This is a genomic window from Mesoflavibacter sp. CH_XMU1404-2 (genome assembly GCF_037029465.1).
In the GTDB taxonomy this organism is placed as follows: Bacteria; Bacteroidota; Bacteroidia; order Flavobacteriales; family Flavobacteriaceae; genus Mesoflavibacter.
This window is the reverse complement of sequence record NZ_JAYMEM010000029.1, coordinates 14,004-31,285: the sequence shown is the minus strand read 5'-3', so window position 1 is coordinate 31,285 and position 17,282 is coordinate 14,004. Positions and strand designations below refer to the sequence as shown.

General features: G+C 29.6%; 21 protein-coding genes. 8 read left to right on the top strand and 13 right to left on the bottom strand.

The window, feature by feature from the left end; all coding sequences use genetic code 11:
- The first annotated feature begins 56 nt into the window (after window positions 1-56).
- From WA327_RS12655 to WA327_RS12625, 7 genes are all read left to right on the top strand, one after another.
- Entirely contained in the window at window positions 57-2,036 is a 1,980-nt protein-coding gene (locus tag WA327_RS12655) for an AAA family ATPase (RefSeq protein ID WP_336070299.1), read from the top strand.
- Entirely contained in the window at window positions 2,036-3,289 is a 1,254-nt protein-coding gene (locus tag WA327_RS12650) for a 5-methylcytosine restriction system specificity protein McrC (protein WP_336070297.1), read from the top strand. The genes WA327_RS12655 and WA327_RS12650 overlap by 1 nt, the downstream gene beginning before the upstream one ends.
- Window positions 3,286-5,106, top strand: a complete 1,821-nt coding sequence (locus WA327_RS12645; protein WP_336070295.1) for an AAA family ATPase — start codon at window positions 3,286-3,288, stop codon at window positions 5,104-5,106. The genes WA327_RS12650 and WA327_RS12645 overlap by 4 nt, the downstream gene beginning before the upstream one ends.
- Window positions 5,107-5,115: 9 nt before the next feature.
- On the top strand, window positions 5,116-5,508 hold the full coding sequence (locus tag WA327_RS12640) for a hypothetical protein (RefSeq protein WP_336070293.1): 393 nt from the start codon (window positions 5,116-5,118) through the stop codon (window positions 5,506-5,508).
- A gap of 862 nt (window positions 5,509-6,370) precedes the next feature.
- On the top strand, window positions 6,371-6,667 hold the full coding sequence (locus tag WA327_RS12635; protein ID WP_336070291.1) for a helix-turn-helix domain-containing protein: 297 nt from the start codon (window positions 6,371-6,373) through the stop codon (window positions 6,665-6,667).
- Between the two features lie 238 nt (window positions 6,668-6,905).
- A complete protein-coding gene (locus WA327_RS12630) occupies window positions 6,906-7,346 on the top strand; it encodes a DUF6943 family protein (protein WP_336070289.1) in 441 nt (146 codons plus the stop codon).
- Between the two features lie 137 nt (window positions 7,347-7,483).
- On the top strand, window positions 7,484-8,125 hold the full coding sequence (locus WA327_RS12625; RefSeq protein WP_336070287.1) for a DUF6266 family protein: 642 nt from the start codon (window positions 7,484-7,486) through the stop codon (window positions 8,123-8,125).
- Between the two features lie 198 nt (window positions 8,126-8,323).
- On the opposite strand, the gene WA327_RS12620 is transcribed toward WA327_RS12625, so the two are convergent.
- The 12 genes from WA327_RS12620 to WA327_RS12565 all read right to left on the bottom strand — a co-directional run bounded on the left by WA327_RS12620 (window position 8,324) and on the right by WA327_RS12565 (window position 14,743).
- On the bottom strand, window positions 8,324-8,827 hold the full coding sequence (locus WA327_RS12620) for a GNAT family N-acetyltransferase (RefSeq protein ID WP_336070285.1): 504 nt from the start codon (window positions 8,825-8,827) through the stop codon (window positions 8,324-8,326).
- Window positions 8,827-9,114: a DUF1778 domain-containing protein gene (locus WA327_RS12615; protein ID WP_336070284.1), complete on the bottom strand. Its 288-nt coding sequence runs from the start codon at window positions 9,112-9,114 to the stop codon at window positions 8,827-8,829. The genes WA327_RS12620 and WA327_RS12615 overlap by 1 nt, the downstream gene beginning before the upstream one ends.
- 186 nt (window positions 9,115-9,300) lie before the next feature.
- Window positions 9,301-9,564, bottom strand: coding sequence for a hypothetical protein (locus tag WA327_RS12610; protein ID WP_336070281.1), 264 nt, complete (start codon window positions 9,562-9,564; stop codon window positions 9,301-9,303).
- Window positions 9,565-10,013: 449 nt separating this feature from the next.
- Window positions 10,014-10,379 carry a hypothetical protein gene (locus WA327_RS12605; RefSeq protein WP_336070280.1) on the bottom strand — a complete coding sequence of 122 codons (366 nt, stop codon included), beginning with the start codon at window positions 10,377-10,379 and terminating at the stop codon, window positions 10,014-10,016.
- A 64-nt stretch (window positions 10,380-10,443) separates the two neighbouring features.
- Window positions 10,444-10,746: a hypothetical protein gene (locus tag WA327_RS12600; RefSeq protein WP_336070279.1), complete on the bottom strand. Its 303-nt coding sequence runs from the start codon at window positions 10,744-10,746 to the stop codon at window positions 10,444-10,446.
- Between the two features lie 85 nt (window positions 10,747-10,831).
- Window positions 10,832-11,065 carry a hypothetical protein gene (locus WA327_RS12595; protein ID WP_336070277.1) on the bottom strand — a complete coding sequence of 78 codons (234 nt, stop codon included), beginning with the start codon at window positions 11,063-11,065 and terminating at the stop codon, window positions 10,832-10,834.
- A gap of 8 nt (window positions 11,066-11,073) precedes the next feature.
- The gene (locus WA327_RS12590; protein ID WP_336070276.1) at window positions 11,074-11,205 is read right to left on the bottom strand and encodes a hypothetical protein; all 132 of its coding nucleotides are present in this window, start codon (window positions 11,203-11,205) and stop codon (window positions 11,074-11,076) included.
- Window positions 11,206-11,539: 334 nt separating this feature from the next.
- Entirely contained in the window at window positions 11,540-11,956 is a 417-nt protein-coding gene (locus WA327_RS12585) for an META domain-containing protein (protein WP_336070275.1), read from the bottom strand.
- A 176-nt stretch (window positions 11,957-12,132) separates the two neighbouring features.
- On the bottom strand, window positions 12,133-12,543 hold the full coding sequence (locus tag WA327_RS12580; RefSeq protein ID WP_336070274.1) for a hypothetical protein: 411 nt from the start codon (window positions 12,541-12,543) through the stop codon (window positions 12,133-12,135).
- Between the two features lie 11 nt (window positions 12,544-12,554).
- Window positions 12,555-13,097, bottom strand: a complete 543-nt coding sequence (locus WA327_RS12575) for a hypothetical protein (protein WP_336070273.1) — start codon at window positions 13,095-13,097, stop codon at window positions 12,555-12,557.
- 26 nt (window positions 13,098-13,123) lie between these two features.
- Complete coding sequence (locus tag WA327_RS12570) at window positions 13,124-13,510, bottom strand: hypothetical protein (RefSeq protein WP_336070271.1); 387 nt, start codon at window positions 13,508-13,510, stop codon at window positions 13,124-13,126.
- A gap of 132 nt (window positions 13,511-13,642) precedes the next feature.
- Window positions 13,643-14,743 carry a heparan-alpha-glucosaminide N-acetyltransferase domain-containing protein gene (locus WA327_RS12565; RefSeq protein WP_336070270.1) on the bottom strand — a complete coding sequence of 367 codons (1,101 nt, stop codon included), beginning with the start codon at window positions 14,741-14,743 and terminating at the stop codon, window positions 13,643-13,645.
- A gap of 50 nt (window positions 14,744-14,793) precedes the next feature.
- Here WA327_RS12565 and WA327_RS12560 point away from each other — a divergent pair, with 50 nt between their 5' ends.
- Window positions 14,794-16,164, top strand: coding sequence for an alanine/glycine:cation symporter family protein (locus tag WA327_RS12560; protein ID WP_336070268.1), 1,371 nt, complete (start codon window positions 14,794-14,796; stop codon window positions 16,162-16,164).
- 1 nt (window position 16,165) lies between these two features.
- On the opposite strand, the gene WA327_RS12555 is transcribed toward WA327_RS12560, so the two are convergent.
- The gene (locus tag WA327_RS12555) at window positions 16,166-17,080 is read right to left on the bottom strand and encodes an AraC family transcriptional regulator (RefSeq protein ID WP_336070266.1); all 915 of its coding nucleotides are present in this window, start codon (window positions 17,078-17,080) and stop codon (window positions 16,166-16,168) included.
- Window positions 17,081-17,282: the final 202 nt, after the last annotated feature.

The following is a 17,282-nucleotide window of genomic DNA, read 5'->3' as shown; positions in this document are numbered from 1 at the left end:
CGGCTCAATGTAAATTGAGGGAATAAGTGAGGGAGTAAATAAGGGAATAAACAATAATGAAATCTAAAATTACCTATTACGATTGGATACCATATTTTAAAGCTGTAGCTTTTAAAATGCTTGAAATTAGTAAAGACAAGGATAGCCGCAATAATATATTATTTAATCTTGCTACAGAACTATTTGAAGAGGGCACAGCAATATTAAATTACTCTATAACAGATCCGTTTTCAATCATCTATACTATAGCTCAAAAAAACACAAAAAATCAAAGAAAATATATTTTTGAAAGCATTAAAGAGGTTTGTAGTTTAGAAGAAGATTTACCAACCGATTTCACTTTTCCAACGCCTACGCCCAATACGAAAAGTCTGTTTTTTTTTAACGGGCAATATGTAGATAGCGAAGGTGCAAATATTGGAAATGATTGTTTATGGAATTTATTTTGTCAAGTCTATGATGGAGAAGAAATAAAAAATGATGATTTTTTAAAAGTATTGGCACTCAAAAATGTTGGTGTTACAAAGCTAACACAAGCAATGTTTTTGATAAATCCTAAAGAGTATATACCATTTGATACTCAAATGAATAAGCTTCCCGTTGACCCATTAGATGATTTAAAACTAATTTCCTCACAGATTGAAGAAGATGGCATAAAGCCTTACTATGATGTGTTAAACACATTAAAAAGTAACTTTCCTGGATGTTATTACTATGAAATTAATTTACTCAATTACCTACTTAATACAACTAATCGGGAGCAGTTAAAGGTTTCTAATACCTATTGTCAAGTAAGTAGTAATGCAAAGGGACAAAACGAAGGCGACTATTTTGATGATTTTGTAAATAATAATGGGGTTTATACAGGTAGTGCTTTTTTGAATGAACAAACAAAATATCCTTTACAAGATTATAAACCAGGAGATATAGTGCTTGTAAGAAGAGGTACGAAAAGATTGGGAGGTATTGGTTTAATAGTAAATAATGAGTACTTACCCAATGGTTATGATGACGATTTAAGGATTAAGATTATATGGTTGGTTAAAGATAACCGTAAAATTAAATCTACTGCGTTAGGTCAGTGGGATGGTTTTAGCCACGCAACAGCAAATACTATAGATAGATTTAAAGAGTGTTACCCTGAAACTTTTAAAATATTAGATTACATAAGACATAAACAAAAAACTATGGTAAATCATTCAGCAGTTAAGTTTAAAAATTTAATTCTTCAAGGACCACCAGGTACAGGGAAAACAAGATTAGCCAAACAAATAGCAGAATGGTTAACTGATGAAACTTCAGATAAAGAAATATCGATTCTTGAAGCAATCGAAAACAAGATGTTTAATAAAGAACCTGAAGTAGAAGATAATCCTTATGTTGAGGTTATCCAATTTCATCCATCATACACATATGATGATTTTGTAAGAGGAGTCAAAGTAAATGTCGTTGATGAAAAAATATCGTACGATGTTGAAAATAAAATTCTTGGGCAAATGGCTTACGAAGCTGCTAAACCAGATAACCAAGACAAAGCTTATGTGCTAATTATAGATGAAATTAATAGGGCTAACTTAAACAGTGTGTTAGGTGAGTTAATTTATGCTTTGGAATATAGGGGTAAAATGGTGAATAGTATGTACAAAACAGAACAGGGTTATGGTATAACAATACCTCATAATTTGTATGTTATTGGTACTATGAATACAGCAGACAGAAGTGTAAGCCATTTAGATTATGCAATACGTAGAAGATTTACATTTGTACCAGTGCCAGTAAATGATGAGGTAATAACTAATATAGAGTCTAAAAATATATTCAATATTATTAGAAATATTGTAAAAAACAACATTTCGCCTGAATTTAATGTAGATGATATTCAAGTAGGTCATAGTTATTTTCTTGTCGAAGGAAAAGACCTGTATTACAAGACAAAGTATGAAGTTATACCATTATTAAAAGAATATATTAATGATGGGATTCTGTTACCTTCAGCAGAAGAGGATATAAACGAGTTATTGTCAAGTAATTTTTAATGAATGCAAAAAAAATACATATTAAAGAGCATTCATATTCCTATGACTTAAGCGAAGAGGAGTTAATCGACTTATTAAAGAATCCAAATCAATTAGTAGAAGAAATTAATCTTGAAAAAGGTTTTTTTAAAACAGGTTATTTTATAGGTATTTCTAGGTTAGGATCAACTCAAAATATTCTAAATGTAACACCTAAATTAGATACAGAAACAACTAAAATCAATTACCTGTCAATGTTATCAAAAGGGATGCAACATCCTGAAATGGCTAGTTTTGGTAAAGATTTGTTTTATGTTGATCTAGATGCTAAACCTATAAAAGTTAAACAAGATCAAGACTTAATTACACCGTTAATTATTGTAAGTTTTTTACAGTTGCTTTCTATTATAGTAAAAAAAGGGTTGAGGAAGAGCTATTATAAAGTCGAACAAAATATTTACGGGAATGTAAGAGGTAAAATATTAGTCTCTAAAACCATTAAGCAAAACCTGTTTAGAAATAAGAATCTATCTACCTACTGTTCATTTGAAGAATTTGGTGTTGATAGTCCTGAAAATCGAATTTTAAAAAAAGCATTAATATTTTCAATTAAATATTTAAAGACATTCAATACCCTAGAAAATAAGTTTGAACCATTAATTAACTACATATCGCCAGCATTTAAAACAGTAAATTCAAGTATATCAATATCTGAAATTAAGCATTTTAAAAACGATAATTTTTTTCCGGAATACAATAGAGGTCTAGAATTAGCTAAAATGATCATTAAAAGGTTTGGTTATAATATAAATTCAATCTCTAATACTCAAGAAGTAGGTGTCTACCCGTATTGGATAGATATGCCTAAACTATTTGAGTTTTATGTGTTAGGTATATTAAAAGAAAAATTTGGTCGTAAAGATATAGTCTTTCAATTCAGTGCAAATTATGGAGAGTTAGATTATCTACGAATAACTGAAGGTAAAGAACTAGTAATTGATGCTAAATACAAGAATTTATATGTGAATAATAATTACGAAATTGATGATATTAGGCAGTTAAGTGGATATGCAAGAGACAAAAAAACACTTGCTAAAACCAAAATAAATAAAGAATTATGGCATTCAACATTATTAAATTGTTTAATAGTATATCCGGACCAAACTTGTGATATTTTAGAGAACCTTGATGCTAGACTTTTTCTAAATCCAATAAATCAATTTGAGAATTTCTATAAAATAGGTGTTAAGATTCCAACAAAAGTGATAGTATGAAAATTAAAAATATTTCAATAAACAAATACAAAGCATTTCAACGTTCAGAAGATATTAAAGTTGGTGGTAAAAATGTATTTATTTATGGAGAAAACGGTAGTGGTAAGAGTTCAGTATATTATGCTTTAAAAGATTTTTTTCAATCTAGTGTAGAAAATATCAAAATGTCAGATTTGCGCAACCTTTATTTGAATGATGGTCAAGCCGATTGTTCAATTAAGGTTGAATTTGATAATAATACTACTAATTCATTGTCCGAATCTGGAAGAAACACAAATATTCCAAGTATAATAGATGCAAATCGTCTAAAAAGCTTCGTGACTTATAAGCATCTTTTGGGAGTTCATAATGTAAAGTTGGATAATGAACTTAATATTTTTGATTTAGTAGTTAAAGGAGTATTAAAACATTATAAATCTCAAACAGTTACAGGAGGTATAGAGCTTGGTAAATTGTGGGTGGATTTATTAGCAGAAAGTAAGATTCCATACGGAAGTGGTAAATATTATCACGCTACTAAAAAACGTAAGGCTGTAGAAGAAAAAGCTATTATTTTTAATAATGCACTAGATAGATTGTTTTTTACAGGAGGTAGTGATTATTTGGGGCCAGTAGTAAATAAAATTCTAGACACTTTAATTCCTGGTTTAGAAATAAATTTTTTAAGACATCGAATAAATGTTGATCATAGAGGAGAATTAACTAAACCGAAAATAGCATTACTAATTTCTTCTAATGGAACTTCTTTAGATACTCATTATCCTCATTTTTCATTAAATGAAGCAAAACTATCAGCTATTGCTATTAGTATATTTTTAGGGGCAATAGTACGGCAATCAAGTTTTTCAAAAGATATTAAAATTCTGTTTTTAGATGATATACTAATAGGTTTAGATAATGAGCATCGTTTAAAATTAATAAAGCTTTTAAAAGAACCAGAGTTTCAAGAATTTCAAATTTTCATTACCACTTATGACAGGCACTGGTATGAAGTAGCAAAGCTTCAATTAACCGATTGGAAGTTTCTGGAGTTTTACAAGGGGACTAATGGTCCGGCTATAATTGATAATGAAAAAGAGGATTTAAAAAAAGCAAAAGATTATTTTGATGCTTATGATTTTCCTGCTGCTGGAAACTATTTAAGAAAGGTTTTAGAAAAAACGTTAAGAGACAAACTTCCTAGAACCTATACGCATAGTGAAGAAAAAAACGGTTCATTAAAGCCCTTAAAATTGGACACTATGATTGATAGGTTAAGATTATATTATTCAGATATAGAAGTAGAAGTTCCAATTCAATTAATTGATAGTATAAAAATTTATAAATCAATTCTATTTAATCCAATGTCGCACGATGATATTAAAAGCCCCATTTATAAAAATGATATAGAAGATGGATTTAAAGTTATTGATGAATTACAAAATCTTCAGCTACCAATAAAGGATATTGTACTTGAAAAAAATAAAACATTCCAAATAGACTTACCCGATATTTCTTATACAGCAGAAGTTGTTGTTGTCGAAAACGTTTATAAGGTGAATAATAATAGAACAATTTCCTTTACATCTACGAAGTTCTCATTTAACCTGTGGACTAGAGAAACGATTGATTTTGCCAAAAGCACAGGTACACCTATCGAGTCGTATAAGCCTGGAGATAGATTGGACAATATTTTAAAAGGACCATATGATTTAGAATGGATATCTAAAGCCATAAATCCAACTTATAAAGAAAAAGGATTAGCAGAGATCAATGTTGAAGATTTAAAAAACGCTATGACTTGTGATGGTAAGACACTAACACAATGGTTGGTATAAAGTATAATAATGGAAGTTATTAATTCAGAAAAATATACAGCTACAGTTACTATAGGCTTACAAAAGGGTTATACTACAGATTTATGGCCCAAATCAGAGGTTATAGTGAAGCTTCAGGAGGTTCAAAACCAATTAATTCAAGATAAAAGCATCTATTTAAGTACGGCAGTTTCAGAATGTGATATAGTTTTAAGTGGTCAAATTGAACCTTCTTTAAAACTAGATTTTATTAACTACCCAAAGTTTCCTCTAGAAGAAAAAACATTTAAAGAAAATGTATTGTTATTAACGAAAAGTTTAATGAAGGAGTTAAATCAAAATAGGGTTGTAATAGTGTTTCATAATGATATTATGATGATAGAAAACAGTTCGGATATAGACCCAAGGATTAATGTAAAATAAAGTCCCCACAAAACAAAATCCAGTTTTCTCGTACCTCAAAATCCTCTGTCTTTTATTTTGTTCCGCTATCCAATGCGCTTGTAGTTTTTGGTTGCCAACCCACACACAGCACATTGCTTATTTTATTTGCGGGTATATTTTAAAAAGAGGTACAATAAAAAAGACAAATGCACAGCATTCACGAACACCTTAATTTAAAATAGAAGTGACGTGAGTAAAGAGCTGTTGCCAACGCTCACACCAAAAACTACCCCAAGCTATGTTTACATAATACAAGTTATAGTAGCAAACGGCACTTTTCAAAGGTTTGCTATCGCAGTGTTAATGCATTTTGTAGCTATAACTGGTATTATGTAAAATATCCGCAATTCCAACGCGCAATTCCGAACATTAAACTACATTTTGAACTAAAATTAAACATCTGAACATTTTAAGGGTTACGTTAATTGATAATAATATTCGTTATCTCATTCAAGCTGCACAAAACCATCGTTAAAGCCTGTATTGAGCGTAGCCGAAATATCCAAGTTTTCCTTACCTCAAGTCTTTGTTTGTTTCATTTCGTTAACAAATATAAAAGTCCACTTTTCCCCACCACCCAAGTTAGCGGTTATAAAAAAATAGGTTTATAAAGTGTAGTACTACGCCATAGCACATTACTTTTTATCGTACCTCAAAAAAGCAATAAGCTATTGTCTAAAAGTCCTGTATAAGTAGCTTGTTTAAATGCTGTTTTGTCAAACAACTATTTAAAACGCTACCCATACAAACGCTTCATCCAACGCTCAAATTGGATATAACCTATTTTTTTAAGAGTTTATGCCCCAAAAAGTGTTATTCAATTAATTAAATACATTTCAAAATGATTACAAAAACAATCCAAATTACAGAAGTCACAGTTGATGAATTAGCCGATAAGGTAGCAGATAAATTATTACTTAAAATTGAAGATTACCTTAAAGAACTATCAAAATCTAAAAATGATGAATTACTAACAAGACAAGAAGTCGCCGAATATTTAAGAATCAGTTTGGTAACAATACATTCTTGGAATAAACACGGTATTTTAAATCCAATTCGTATGGGAAACAGAATCCTATACAAAAAAAAAGATATTTTAGATGTTTTAGAAGAACAGTCAATAAATAAAAAAAGGTAGCAAATATATGTGGCTACCACAGCCAACGCGCAAGGCTATAAAGGTCAAGCCCTACGGGTTTTGAATAAAACTTTTTTCAAAGTATATCTTCTATTTCATTAAACATTTTAACTCAAAAAACTTTTATCCAAAAACCTTGACAGCCTCATCCACGCCACAACAATAGAGGCTATCTTTTTTTCTTTTTAAAAAAAATAATGGTGCGAAGCGTAGCGAAGCAATTTTAAATTGGATAGCTATGTCAACTTTTGAACTGAAAACACACCAAATCGGAAGAACCTACTCGAACCCTCATTTTTTTATCCTAAACAAAGGACTTAACAGCGGGAAACCGCTTTCAAATCCTTGTCCTAACTGTTTTGTGGTAATCACAAAAACCGAAACAGATAAAAACACACTTTTTCACTTATCTATGATGTTGCAAATAGGCGGTTTTTACGCTTATTATTTAAAGGGTAGTGTTATTCCGTTTATTTCTGTAGATGATTGCAGAAACACACTTAAAAAAGGGTTAAAATCTACTTCAAACATAAAAGACCAGATGCAAAAACACATTAAAGCGGTTGAGGTTATCAGCAAAAAAGAAAAAGAGCTTCAAAATGTCATTGATAAAATGGCAGTTTTAAAGGTTGCATACATTCGTAATTGTTTCAAACTAATGCAAAGTAAAGAAGCCTAATGCAAAGGCGTCTAACAAGGCTAAAACAGTAACAAAATGGCATTATTTTCGTTATATTAATAGTGAAATAAAGGTTTTAAAGCAATATAAAGTCCGTACCAAATCCGAACGTGTATTAATTTAAAATTGTTTATAAAATGGGTAAAATAGCTCAAGGAATTTTAGGCGGATTATCTGGTAAAGTAGGTAACGTAATTGGTGGTAGTTGGAAAGGTATTGACTACATCAGAATTAAGCCATCAAGTGTGGCCAATCCTCGAACAGAGGGACAAGTAAATCAACGTAATAAATTTACGGTTACATTGGAATATTTACAGCCAAACAAAGAGTTTTTAAAAGTCGGTTACAAGTCTTTTGCGACAAAGAAAACCGAATTTAATGCTGCAATGTCTTATGTATTAAATAATGCAGTAGGAGGGATTGCACCTAACTTCACAATCGATTATTCTTTAGCTTTATTGAGTAGAGGTTCTTTATCTGGAGTGTTAAACGGAACTACTGACTTAACAACACCAGGACAAGTTGATTTTGGTTGGGGAGATAACTCGGCAGAGGGTAACGCAAATGTAACGGATAAAGCGATGTTATTGGTTTACAATCCAAGTAAAAAAGAATCTGTTTATATTTTAGATGGTGCAGACAGAACAGCAGGTTCTCAATCGGTAACAATTCCAAACACTTATGCAGGAGACACAGTAGAGCTATTTATGGCATTTGTTTCTGCTGATGGTAGTCAAGTATCAAATAGTGTGTATTTAGGCTCTGGTACGGCTGCTTAATAACTTTAAGTTTAAATACATATTGAAAACCGTTTCTATTAATTTAGAAGCGGTTTTTTTATACTTTTAGATCACTTCTATTTATAGGTTAAAATGTTATACCTATGTTGTACCCTTTTTTAATTAATCTTTTAAAACCCTTTATTTATAGGTGTTTTATGAGTTAATTAATATAATACATTGTTGGGCATAGTATTTTTATTGAAATAATTGACCGATTGTTTTCATTGGTAGAAACATTTTTTCACTATCAGGTAATTTTAAAAATCCATATTTATAATAAAATTGTTCAGCGTCATTATCAATTGGGTCGACAACTACAGCAAATGAACCTATGGTTTTTGATAATTCAAAACTTCTCTTTAAAGCATCAATTAAAATTAATTTTCCTAATCCTTGTCCTTGGAATTGATTATCAATCGCTAGTCTTCCGAGTAAAGTGGTTGGAATTGTTTTATAAGACCGAGGTAATTTCTTTCTAATATTGTCTGGAATATCCTCTAAAGGAATACTGTTATTAGATAAAGTATAATAACCTTTTATTAATTCAGTTTGCTCTTCTTTGACTACAAAACAAGCAGAAAGTTTTCTTTTGATATCTTGATTAGCTTGTTTATGTAAATAGTTGTCTAACATTTCTTTCCCACAAGAAAAGTCAGATTTTTTATGTGCTGAATTTAGAGATTCTGAAATTTGACTCATTAAGCGAAAAGTGCTTTAAATTCGTTTGCTGCTTTTATTAACTCTTTATTAGGAGATTTAGGGTTAGCAATTGCATCAAAAAAAATTTCGCTATCTTTTTCAGAAGCAATTATACGTTCTCTTTCTGAAATAATTTTTTTCGCTTTTTCTTGTACAGTAATAACAACAAAATCAGTAAGGTTTCTATAACCACCTAATCGCGCAGCTCTTTCAAATAAAAATTTTTGCTCTCTCGTTAGTCTAGTGTCAAATCTAGCGTCCTTTGTATTTAATTCTTTAGTTGCCATAATATTTTTTTTCAAATGTACGTTTAATTTCTGTACTAAACAAATAGTTGTACGTTTATTTTACGTACTGTTTAATATTATGCCCAATGAAAAGATAAAGCGAGTTTCCAATTCGTGTTATCGATTGTTAAACGAAGTTAGTAGAAAATTTTAATAAAGTCAAATGACGCTTCATTTTAATTTTATCTATTTAAAATTAGAGATTTTGTAAATAATTACGTAGTCTAAGTTAGCTGCAAAGTTGTTTAGTGTATTATGACTCTTTGGATAAAATCTGATAATAGCTTTATCTTCAAATAAGTTTTCAATGTAAAGGCGTTCATCTTTTGTCATCATAAAAGAGTAGTCTTTTGGTTTTTTTAAACTAGAAAACTTCATGTCTTGTTTTAAAGCGATAATGCCAACTCTGTATATTTTGTCTTTAAAGTCGTCTTTTAAGAAATTATACAAAGATTTATGATTTGTGGTGTCTACTTTATGATAAGATTTAAAAAACTCACCAACATTAGAAAAATCAGGTTTATTAATAACGTGGTCTAATCCAAAAGTACCAAAAACTAAAGCATCGGTTTTACGGTAATATTTTTTAAACGTTTGATATAAAAATTGATCACGTTTTAAGCATATCGTGCAATCTATTGGTAGTGCGATTTTTAGTTGGTCTAAAATTTCAATTTCTTTTGTGTTATTGGTTATTTTAGATAGTTCTTTAACGTAATTTATTAAGAAAGTTCTGTTTTTTGTACTGTTTTTTATATAGTCTAGATTTACAAAACTATCTATTTTAGTACCAATTTTGGTTTCAAAGTTGGATAGAATATATGCTGTTCTTCTAAATTCTAATTCTCTGTCAATGCACTTTAGGTTTAATTCAATATCTTTTTCTTTAGCAAAATGTATTAACCATAAAATGAAATCTTTGTAATCTTTCCAGAAAAAGGAAGGTTTCTTGTTTTTCTGCTTGTATACATGGTCAAACCAGTTGATAAATAGAGTTGAGTCGTTTTTTTTTGTAATTTATTGATAGCATAATTTAAGCTAGTTGGTAGCTCAAAAAACATAGTGACTTTTTCTTTTGGAGGAATATTGTTAAGTTTTTGCTGTATAACGTGCTTCATTTCGTCATACTTTTCTTTAACAAAGTGAGATTCTCCAAATAGTATAATTTGTCCTTTTTCTTGCTTAATATTTAAACTATCTACATTCTGACTAAAACAAAAAGAGGTTATTAGGTATATAAAGAAGATTAGATGATTTTTACTCATTTCTAAAAAAATAAAAAAGTATAATCATCAAAAAAGATAATTATACTTTTTAAAGTTAATGATTTTAAGGCATTAAATATGTTATTATAATATCCATAATTAAAGATGCTATACCAGAAATTAAATAAATATCTCCTCCGTCTTGGGCAGGAGAGTCAGGAGAATTCTTAGCCCAATATTCAGCAGCAGCATCAGCTAATTCAACCATTGGGTTTTTACCCCTAGCGGATTCATTTCCCCAATAATATGAACTGTAACGATAAATAGCCAATGTTCTTAAAATTCTTCCTTTTTCAACTTCATTAAAATTTTGCGAGTTTATTGTATAATTTTCAGATACTTTTAATAATTGAATTTTCTGATTCAAATCACTTTCATTAAAAGTGTTTTTAATAGTTGTATCTATTAAATAATATTCATTTTGACTTATTTTATTAGAAGACAAAAGTTGGTTAAAAAAAATCAGATTGATAGTTTCCGATACTGTCAAAAGTTTTAATTCTTCCTTCATCAATAATTGACAACATTTCCTGACAATTTAGATTAATATCAATGTTAAATTCGTTACTTCCTTCAGATAATGAATTGCACATATTTGTATCATCTAACTCCAAAGTTAAAAGGTGTTTTAGCACTTCGTTATGTTTATAGCCAATACTATCGTATGGATTTTCTTCATTTGCCAACCCATTGATTACTCTACCTGAATTTGATCTATTGATATATTAAAGATATCATTTAATTCTTTTTTAATATTTGTTTCTTTTGGGTTGATAGTTGAGACATCTTCTTTATCACAAGAAAATAATGTAATACCAGATATCAATAAAATGGTTAAAATAAATAGTTTTTCATATTGATTAATTTAAATTATACCTTACTTTGTTTTTAGGAGTGTTCAGGTTATATTTTTCTCCTATCATAAAAACTATACACTTTACATAACCCAATTGTTTTTTTCCATAAGCAGGTTACTTAATTATGTTTATTTAAGTAAATAAGTTAAATGATTAATACTACACAAACTGCTGTAATTAATATTATTAATTTAAAAGTTTTAATATTGTTTTAGAAGTATTTTCTTACATTAAGATTGAATTTAATTTTCAACAATAAAAAAAGCCTGTAAAAGCAGGCTTAAATAGAGTAGTGGTGTATTGTTATTTTACTTTTTTAAAACGTAGCATGGTTACATTGTCTAGCATTAAATTAAGTTTTCCGTTGTCATCAAAACTAAAGCGGTTAACTTTTTCCATCATTTTTAAAAATGCTTGTTCGCCTTCGCCGCAATACATCATGGTGCTTGGTCCTGGCTCGCTAAAGTAAATAGAGCTGTCTTTAATGGTATAGTTAGCAGAGTAACCATTACAACTGTTATTGCCTTGTACTTTGTGTTTTTCTTTATTAAATGTTATCTGTGGTTTTTTGTTTGGGTATAAACCTTCAAAAGCTATTTTGGTACCAGAGATATATTCTAACTGCCAACTGTTACCGTACAATTTTGAGTTTTTTGTGGTCGCACAAGATGTAATAGTGAGTAAAATAATAGTAGTTAATAGATAATATGTGGTTTTCATGATTATGCTTTTTAAATGCTAAGAGCACTTTAATGTTGACTAAAAATTTAAGTTCTTTTTGTTGTGCAAAGTTACCTTAAAGAATACTAAACCTAATTGATGTTTGATTTTATTTAACATCAATAAAAAAGCCTATATCGTATAGGCTTTTTTGGGTTATAAAAGATAATTTTTAATTAGTTATAACAATCGTCTTTTTTAGGCCAACTACTTTTTGGTGTGTCTAACATATTAAAGTAAGTAACGCTTACAGATCCTACTTTAGCTTTGCTACCATAAGCTAATCCAAACTCATAATAACCTTTGTTTTTTAAATCGTAAGTCATGTCTTGTCTGGCAGATTTTTGTTTACCATCTACGGTGTAACAAATTAAAACGCCATAAACGCTAAAACTGCTATCATATTTAGAATCTGTATTGCCTTTTCTAGTATGCGGTGTAATTTTTATTTTGGTAGCGCCATATTCATTTTTATAAATTTTATACTGGCTAAATTGAACTATTTTTTGTGCTTTAGCTTCTGTAGATGCGCTAATAAAGAATAATACACTTAAAATTGATGTGAAAAAAAGATGTTTGGTTTTCATGGTAATTTAGTTTAAAATTTATCTCCTGATTGTTTTTGTTTTTCTATTCGTTTTTGTTCTGCTAGATAGATTAAATGCTTAAAAGCTTTTATAATTCGTTTTCTCATTTCGTCATCTTGTATTCTAAACGATATGGTTTTAACATATCTATCTTTGCTAAATCTAGTGTCTATTTTTTCTCCTTTGTAGTCATACATTCTATATTTAAACGAAATATTATTGCCTACGGTTGATATTTCTTGACGAAATCCGCTATAGATATCTTGTAATTTGGCAAAAGGAATAGAGACTTCAATGTGTTTACTTTTTTGCTTCTTATAATTATATTTTATGGCTTTAAAATACAATGACTCTTGAGTAATAGATATATGCTCTATTTGATACTCATCCCATTTTTTTAGGTTGTTATTGTAAGTAAATCCTAATTTGAAATAGCTTTTATATTTATTTAGAAAGTTTACAGTTTCTTGCCAAGTGGCATCATTTTGTTTTTCTTGAGCGTTAGAAAATGAACATACTAATACAAAGATTAATATAGAAATATAATGTTTCATATTAATTTATGATTTATGTTGATTAATTATTTATAACAGTCGTCTTTTTTAGGATAATTTTCTGAAGACATAAGGTCACGTCTGTAAAACTGAACATTTCCAATAACAATATTGTCTTTTTTTGCACCCATTGCTAAGAATAATTCGGCTTCTCCATCTTGGGCAAATTTTCTGGTTAAATCTTGATGAATGGCTTTTTGTTCTCCTTTATAAGTAAAACAAACTAAAATAGCGTAAACACCAGACGTTTTTGTAGGTTTTTCTGCATGAGCATCAATAGAAAGAGGCGTTACTAATAATCTGGCGTTGCCGTATTCAGTTTCTGTAAGTAATGTTTTTACGTTAGTTATTGCTTGTGCAAAAGCAAGTGCGCTACAAAGTAGTAGACTTAAAGTAATTAGTTTAGTTTTCATTATTAAAATTTTTTAGAGATTAGTTAGTTGTTATTTTAACTTGAAATCCCAAAATACTAATAATTTTATAAAGCTTAAATACTCAATTTGAGTAGTGTGTTTTTAAGTTTTTGACTAACAGTGTTTTATTTTTTAATATCCTGTTAAACGCTCATAAGCCTTACGCATCCATTTATAAATAAACTTATTGGTTTTGGCGTAATGAAAAGAAATAAAACACACTACAACCATAAATAAAATAGCACCAATAATAGCTTGTATTGGTGTTAGTGATTTGTAAAAGAAATGCTTTAACCCAATACCAGTAAAACTACCATAAATGATAATAAAGTGGATAACATAAATAGACAAGGTTTTTTGCCCTATTTTGGTGATAACGGCTTGTTTTAAATACCGCTCAAAGGTGTAAAATAGCCCAAAAATAACCAATACATTACCTAATCTAGTAAACAAATAATTATAGTTGGCGCTATCGTCAAAAAGTTGTATACCAGTAATTTGAGTTATAAAGGTTAAAAAAGGTGATGACCAAAAAACTAATATAAAGCCAACCACTAAAAACCCAGTGATTTTAAATTGTTTATAGCGGTATTTGTGACCAAATTTATGAAACAAAACAGCTATAAAAGCGCCAAAACAGACATAACCAAACCACGGTATCATGGTAAATACAGAACCATTTTCTTTGGTTAAATAGTTAGCTAAAAATTTAGGAATACCTTCTATGTGAAGTGTGCGATATAATGGTTCGGTTATAAAAATAATGTTGCCAATAATTAGCATTAAAAGCGCAAAAACAGTTTCGTTTTTTAAGGTAATCAGGTAAAGACCAATAATTAAAATTAAAGACAGACCAATACATTGTAAGACATCAATAACAATAAAGTACATATTAATTTCGCCTTTAAATAAGCTTAAAAACGAAAACCGTAACGCATATCCAATACCAATCAATAATAAACCTCTGTTAAAGCCTTTTTTTATACGGTATTTATCTTCATTTTTAGCTTTTGCACGCAATAGCAAAAAAACAAATACTAAACCCGTTATGGTAAAAAAAGTTGGTGCTGTAATGCCTCTAAAATATTCCCAAGTAGTATAAGCTATATTGGTTTTATCTCTGTAAATTGGGTCTAAAAGTGTGTCAATAAAATGACCTTGCAACATCATTAAAATGGCAAACGCACGTACGGCATCTAAGAAAAAAAGACGTGTTGGTTTCAAAGCGGTCATTAGTTATTAGATTACAAATATATGTATATTTACTAATCAAAACAGTTAGCATGTATAAACAGATCAATACTTGGGTAGAAGCGTTTTCTTCTGCGGTTTGGGGATTTCCGTTATTAATTCTCTTAACAGGTGGCGGATTATACCTTTTAATTCTATCCAGATTTTTACCATTTAGATACTTTAGACATGCTATTGATGTGCTAAAAGGCAAATATGATAACGAGTTAGACGAAGGTGATATCACACATTTTCAAGCTTTAACAACAGCATTATCTTCTACCATTGGCATGGGAAACATTGCAGGTGTAGCAGTTGCAATTGCTTTTGGTGGACCAGGAGCTGTATTTTGGATGTGGATTAGTGCTATTATTGGTATGTCTACAAAATTTTTCACCTCTAGTTTGGCCATCATGTTTAGAGGAAAAGATAGTGAAGGTAAAACGCAAGGCGGACCTATGTATTTTATAGTTGAAGGTTTGGGCAAATCTTGGAAACCTTTAGCGGTCTTTTTTAGTCTTTGCGGATTAATTGGTGCGTTGCCTGTTTTTAACGTCAATCAATTAACACAAGCTATTAATGATATTGTACTGATCCCAAACGGATTTGAGGTTGATTTTACTTCAAATTTAATTATTGGTTTGGTTTTAGTAGCAATTACATCAGTGGTTATTTTAGGTGGTTTAAATAGAATTAGTAAAGTCACTTCAAAATTAGTACCTAGCATGGTCATACTATATTTTGTGTTAGTATTCTTTATCTTAATTGTTAATATAGAAAGTGTTCCGTATTATTTCAAACTTATTTTTACCGATGCCTTTACAGCAAGTTTCATTAAAGAAGATGCTTTATTTGGCGGTGTAGTAGGTACATTAATTATTTTAGGAATAAAACGTGGTGCATTTAGTAACGAAGCAGGTATTGGTACAGCACCTTTAGCACATGGTGCAGCAAAAACCAATCAACCCATTCGTGAAGGTTTGGTAGCTATGATGGGACCAGCAATAGATACGTTGGTGGTTTGTACATTAACAGCTCTTGCTATTCTTGTTACTGGTGTTTGGAAAACAACAGACGCAAACGGTGTTAGTTTAACTGCATCGGCTTTTAGTAATGCTATGCCTATTTATGGTAAATATTTGCTTATGGCTTGTATTGCTGTATTTAGTATTTCGTCCTTGTTTTCTTATGCGTATTACGGCGGTAAATGTTTATCGTTTTTAATAGGAGCAAAGCATCAACACTACTATAATTATTTTTATATTTTAAGTATAATTATTGGTGCAACAACATCATTAAGCTTAATGATTAATTTAATTGACGGTGTATTTGCATTAATGGCAATACCAACGATGACAGCAACACTATTATTGGCACCAAAAGTGATGAAAGAAGTAAAACGTTACGTAAAAACAATACAGTAAATTATTGACTAACAGATTTTTTAAACTGTGCTGGCGTCATCATTTCCATTTTTTTAAACTGCCTATTAAAATAACTAGTATTATTAAATCCAGCTTTAAAGGCAATTTCAGATATTCTTAGGTCTTTAGATGCTTTAATTAGTTTTTTAGAAAATTTTATTTTTTCAGAATTAATATAATCAATAGGAGAGATACCTAAGGTGTTTTTAAACTTTTTATGAAAGTGTGACGTACTCATACAAGCCTTTTTAGCAAGTAAATCTACGGTAATATCTTTATTGGTTAAGTTTTGTTTAATGTAATTAATGACCATGCCAATTCTGGTGTCATTAAACATATTTTGATCACTTAATAGTAAGGTTTTGGCTTTGGTTTGTAATAACCTAACAATCAATTCTTGCAACATCAAATCCAAAAGCACATCTTTAGAAGTATTGTTATTGGTAAAGGTGTGTACTAAGCGTTTTATTAAGTGGTTTACTTCTTCATTATTTGTTAAGTGGTTGGTGTTTTGGTCTATAGACCAAGTATTGTTCTCGTTTTCAATACTTACGTGATGATTAAATTTATCAACCACTTCAGTAATTTTAGTGCTATCAATACCTAATGCCAAACATTGCGTAGGATCATCTTCTTTTGCCAAAGGAAAATCAATCACCATTTCTTTGTTAGTAGGCATAACAACAGATTCACCTGGATAAAAATCAAAAGACGGCATACCTTCAATATGCATCACTTTTTTACCTGTAAGCATACTTGCAATAATAGGAAAGTCAAAAGTCAAAGACACTTGCTCTGCATATTGATGAGTTTCATAAATATTCAACTCTGCAAACTCTGCATTGTAAGTCGTTCTGTTTTCTACAAGCGTAGTTAATTTTCTATGTTTTCTATGCTGACTTAATAAATGACTCATACCCAATAATACAAAAATGTATCTTAAAAAATACTTAATAATAGGATTGTGCAACAATATAATAAATATGTTCAATAATTTAAGAATGTAACAAAATAACTTTACAAAAATTACTAATTATTCATTTTAATAAAGTAAAAACTACCAATGTTACATTATTAATAAGTAATAGTTGAAAACTAAATAATAACTAATAATCTAA

Coding starts and splice junctions, on each gene's coding strand:
- WA327_RS12655 (WP_336070299.1), top strand. CDS start 57: ATGAAATCTAAAATTACCTATTACGATTGGATACCATATTTTAAAGCT.
- WA327_RS12650 (WP_336070297.1), top strand. CDS start 2,036: ATGAATGCAAAAAAAATACATATTAAAGAGCATTCATATTCCTATGAC.
- WA327_RS12645 (WP_336070295.1), top strand. CDS start 3,286: ATGAAAATTAAAAATATTTCAATAAACAAATACAAAGCATTTCAACGT.
- WA327_RS12640 (WP_336070293.1), top strand. CDS start 5,116: ATGGAAGTTATTAATTCAGAAAAATATACAGCTACAGTTACTATAGGC.
- WA327_RS12635 (WP_336070291.1), top strand. CDS start 6,371: ATGATTACAAAAACAATCCAAATTACAGAAGTCACAGTTGATGAATTA.
- WA327_RS12630 (WP_336070289.1), top strand. CDS start 6,906: ATGTCAACTTTTGAACTGAAAACACACCAAATCGGAAGAACCTACTCG.
- WA327_RS12625 (WP_336070287.1), top strand. CDS start 7,484: ATGGGTAAAATAGCTCAAGGAATTTTAGGCGGATTATCTGGTAAAGTA.
- WA327_RS12620 (WP_336070285.1), bottom strand. CDS start 8,827: ATGAGTCAAATTTCAGAATCTCTAAATTCAGCACATAAAAAATCTGAC.
- WA327_RS12615 (WP_336070284.1), bottom strand. CDS start 9,114: ATGGCAACTAAAGAATTAAATACAAAGGACGCTAGATTTGACACTAGA.
- WA327_RS12605 (WP_336070280.1), bottom strand. CDS start 10,379: ATGAGTAAAAATCATCTAATCTTCTTTATATACCTAATAACCTCTTTT.
- WA327_RS12585 (WP_336070275.1), bottom strand. CDS start 11,956: ATGAAAACCACATATTATCTATTAACTACTATTATTTTACTCACTATT.
- WA327_RS12580 (WP_336070274.1), bottom strand. CDS start 12,543: ATGAAAACCAAACATCTTTTTTTCACATCAATTTTAAGTGTATTATTC.
- WA327_RS12575 (WP_336070273.1), bottom strand. CDS start 13,097: ATGAAACATTATATTTCTATATTAATCTTTGTATTAGTATGTTCATTT.
- WA327_RS12570 (WP_336070271.1), bottom strand. CDS start 13,510: ATGAAAACTAAACTAATTACTTTAAGTCTACTACTTTGTAGCGCACTT.
- WA327_RS12565 (WP_336070270.1), bottom strand. CDS start 14,743: ATGACCGCTTTGAAACCAACACGTCTTTTTTTCTTAGATGCCGTACGT.
- WA327_RS12560 (WP_336070268.1), top strand. CDS start 14,794: ATGTATAAACAGATCAATACTTGGGTAGAAGCGTTTTCTTCTGCGGTT.
- WA327_RS12555 (WP_336070266.1), bottom strand. CDS start 17,080: ATGAGTCATTTATTAAGTCAGCATAGAAAACATAGAAAATTAACTACG.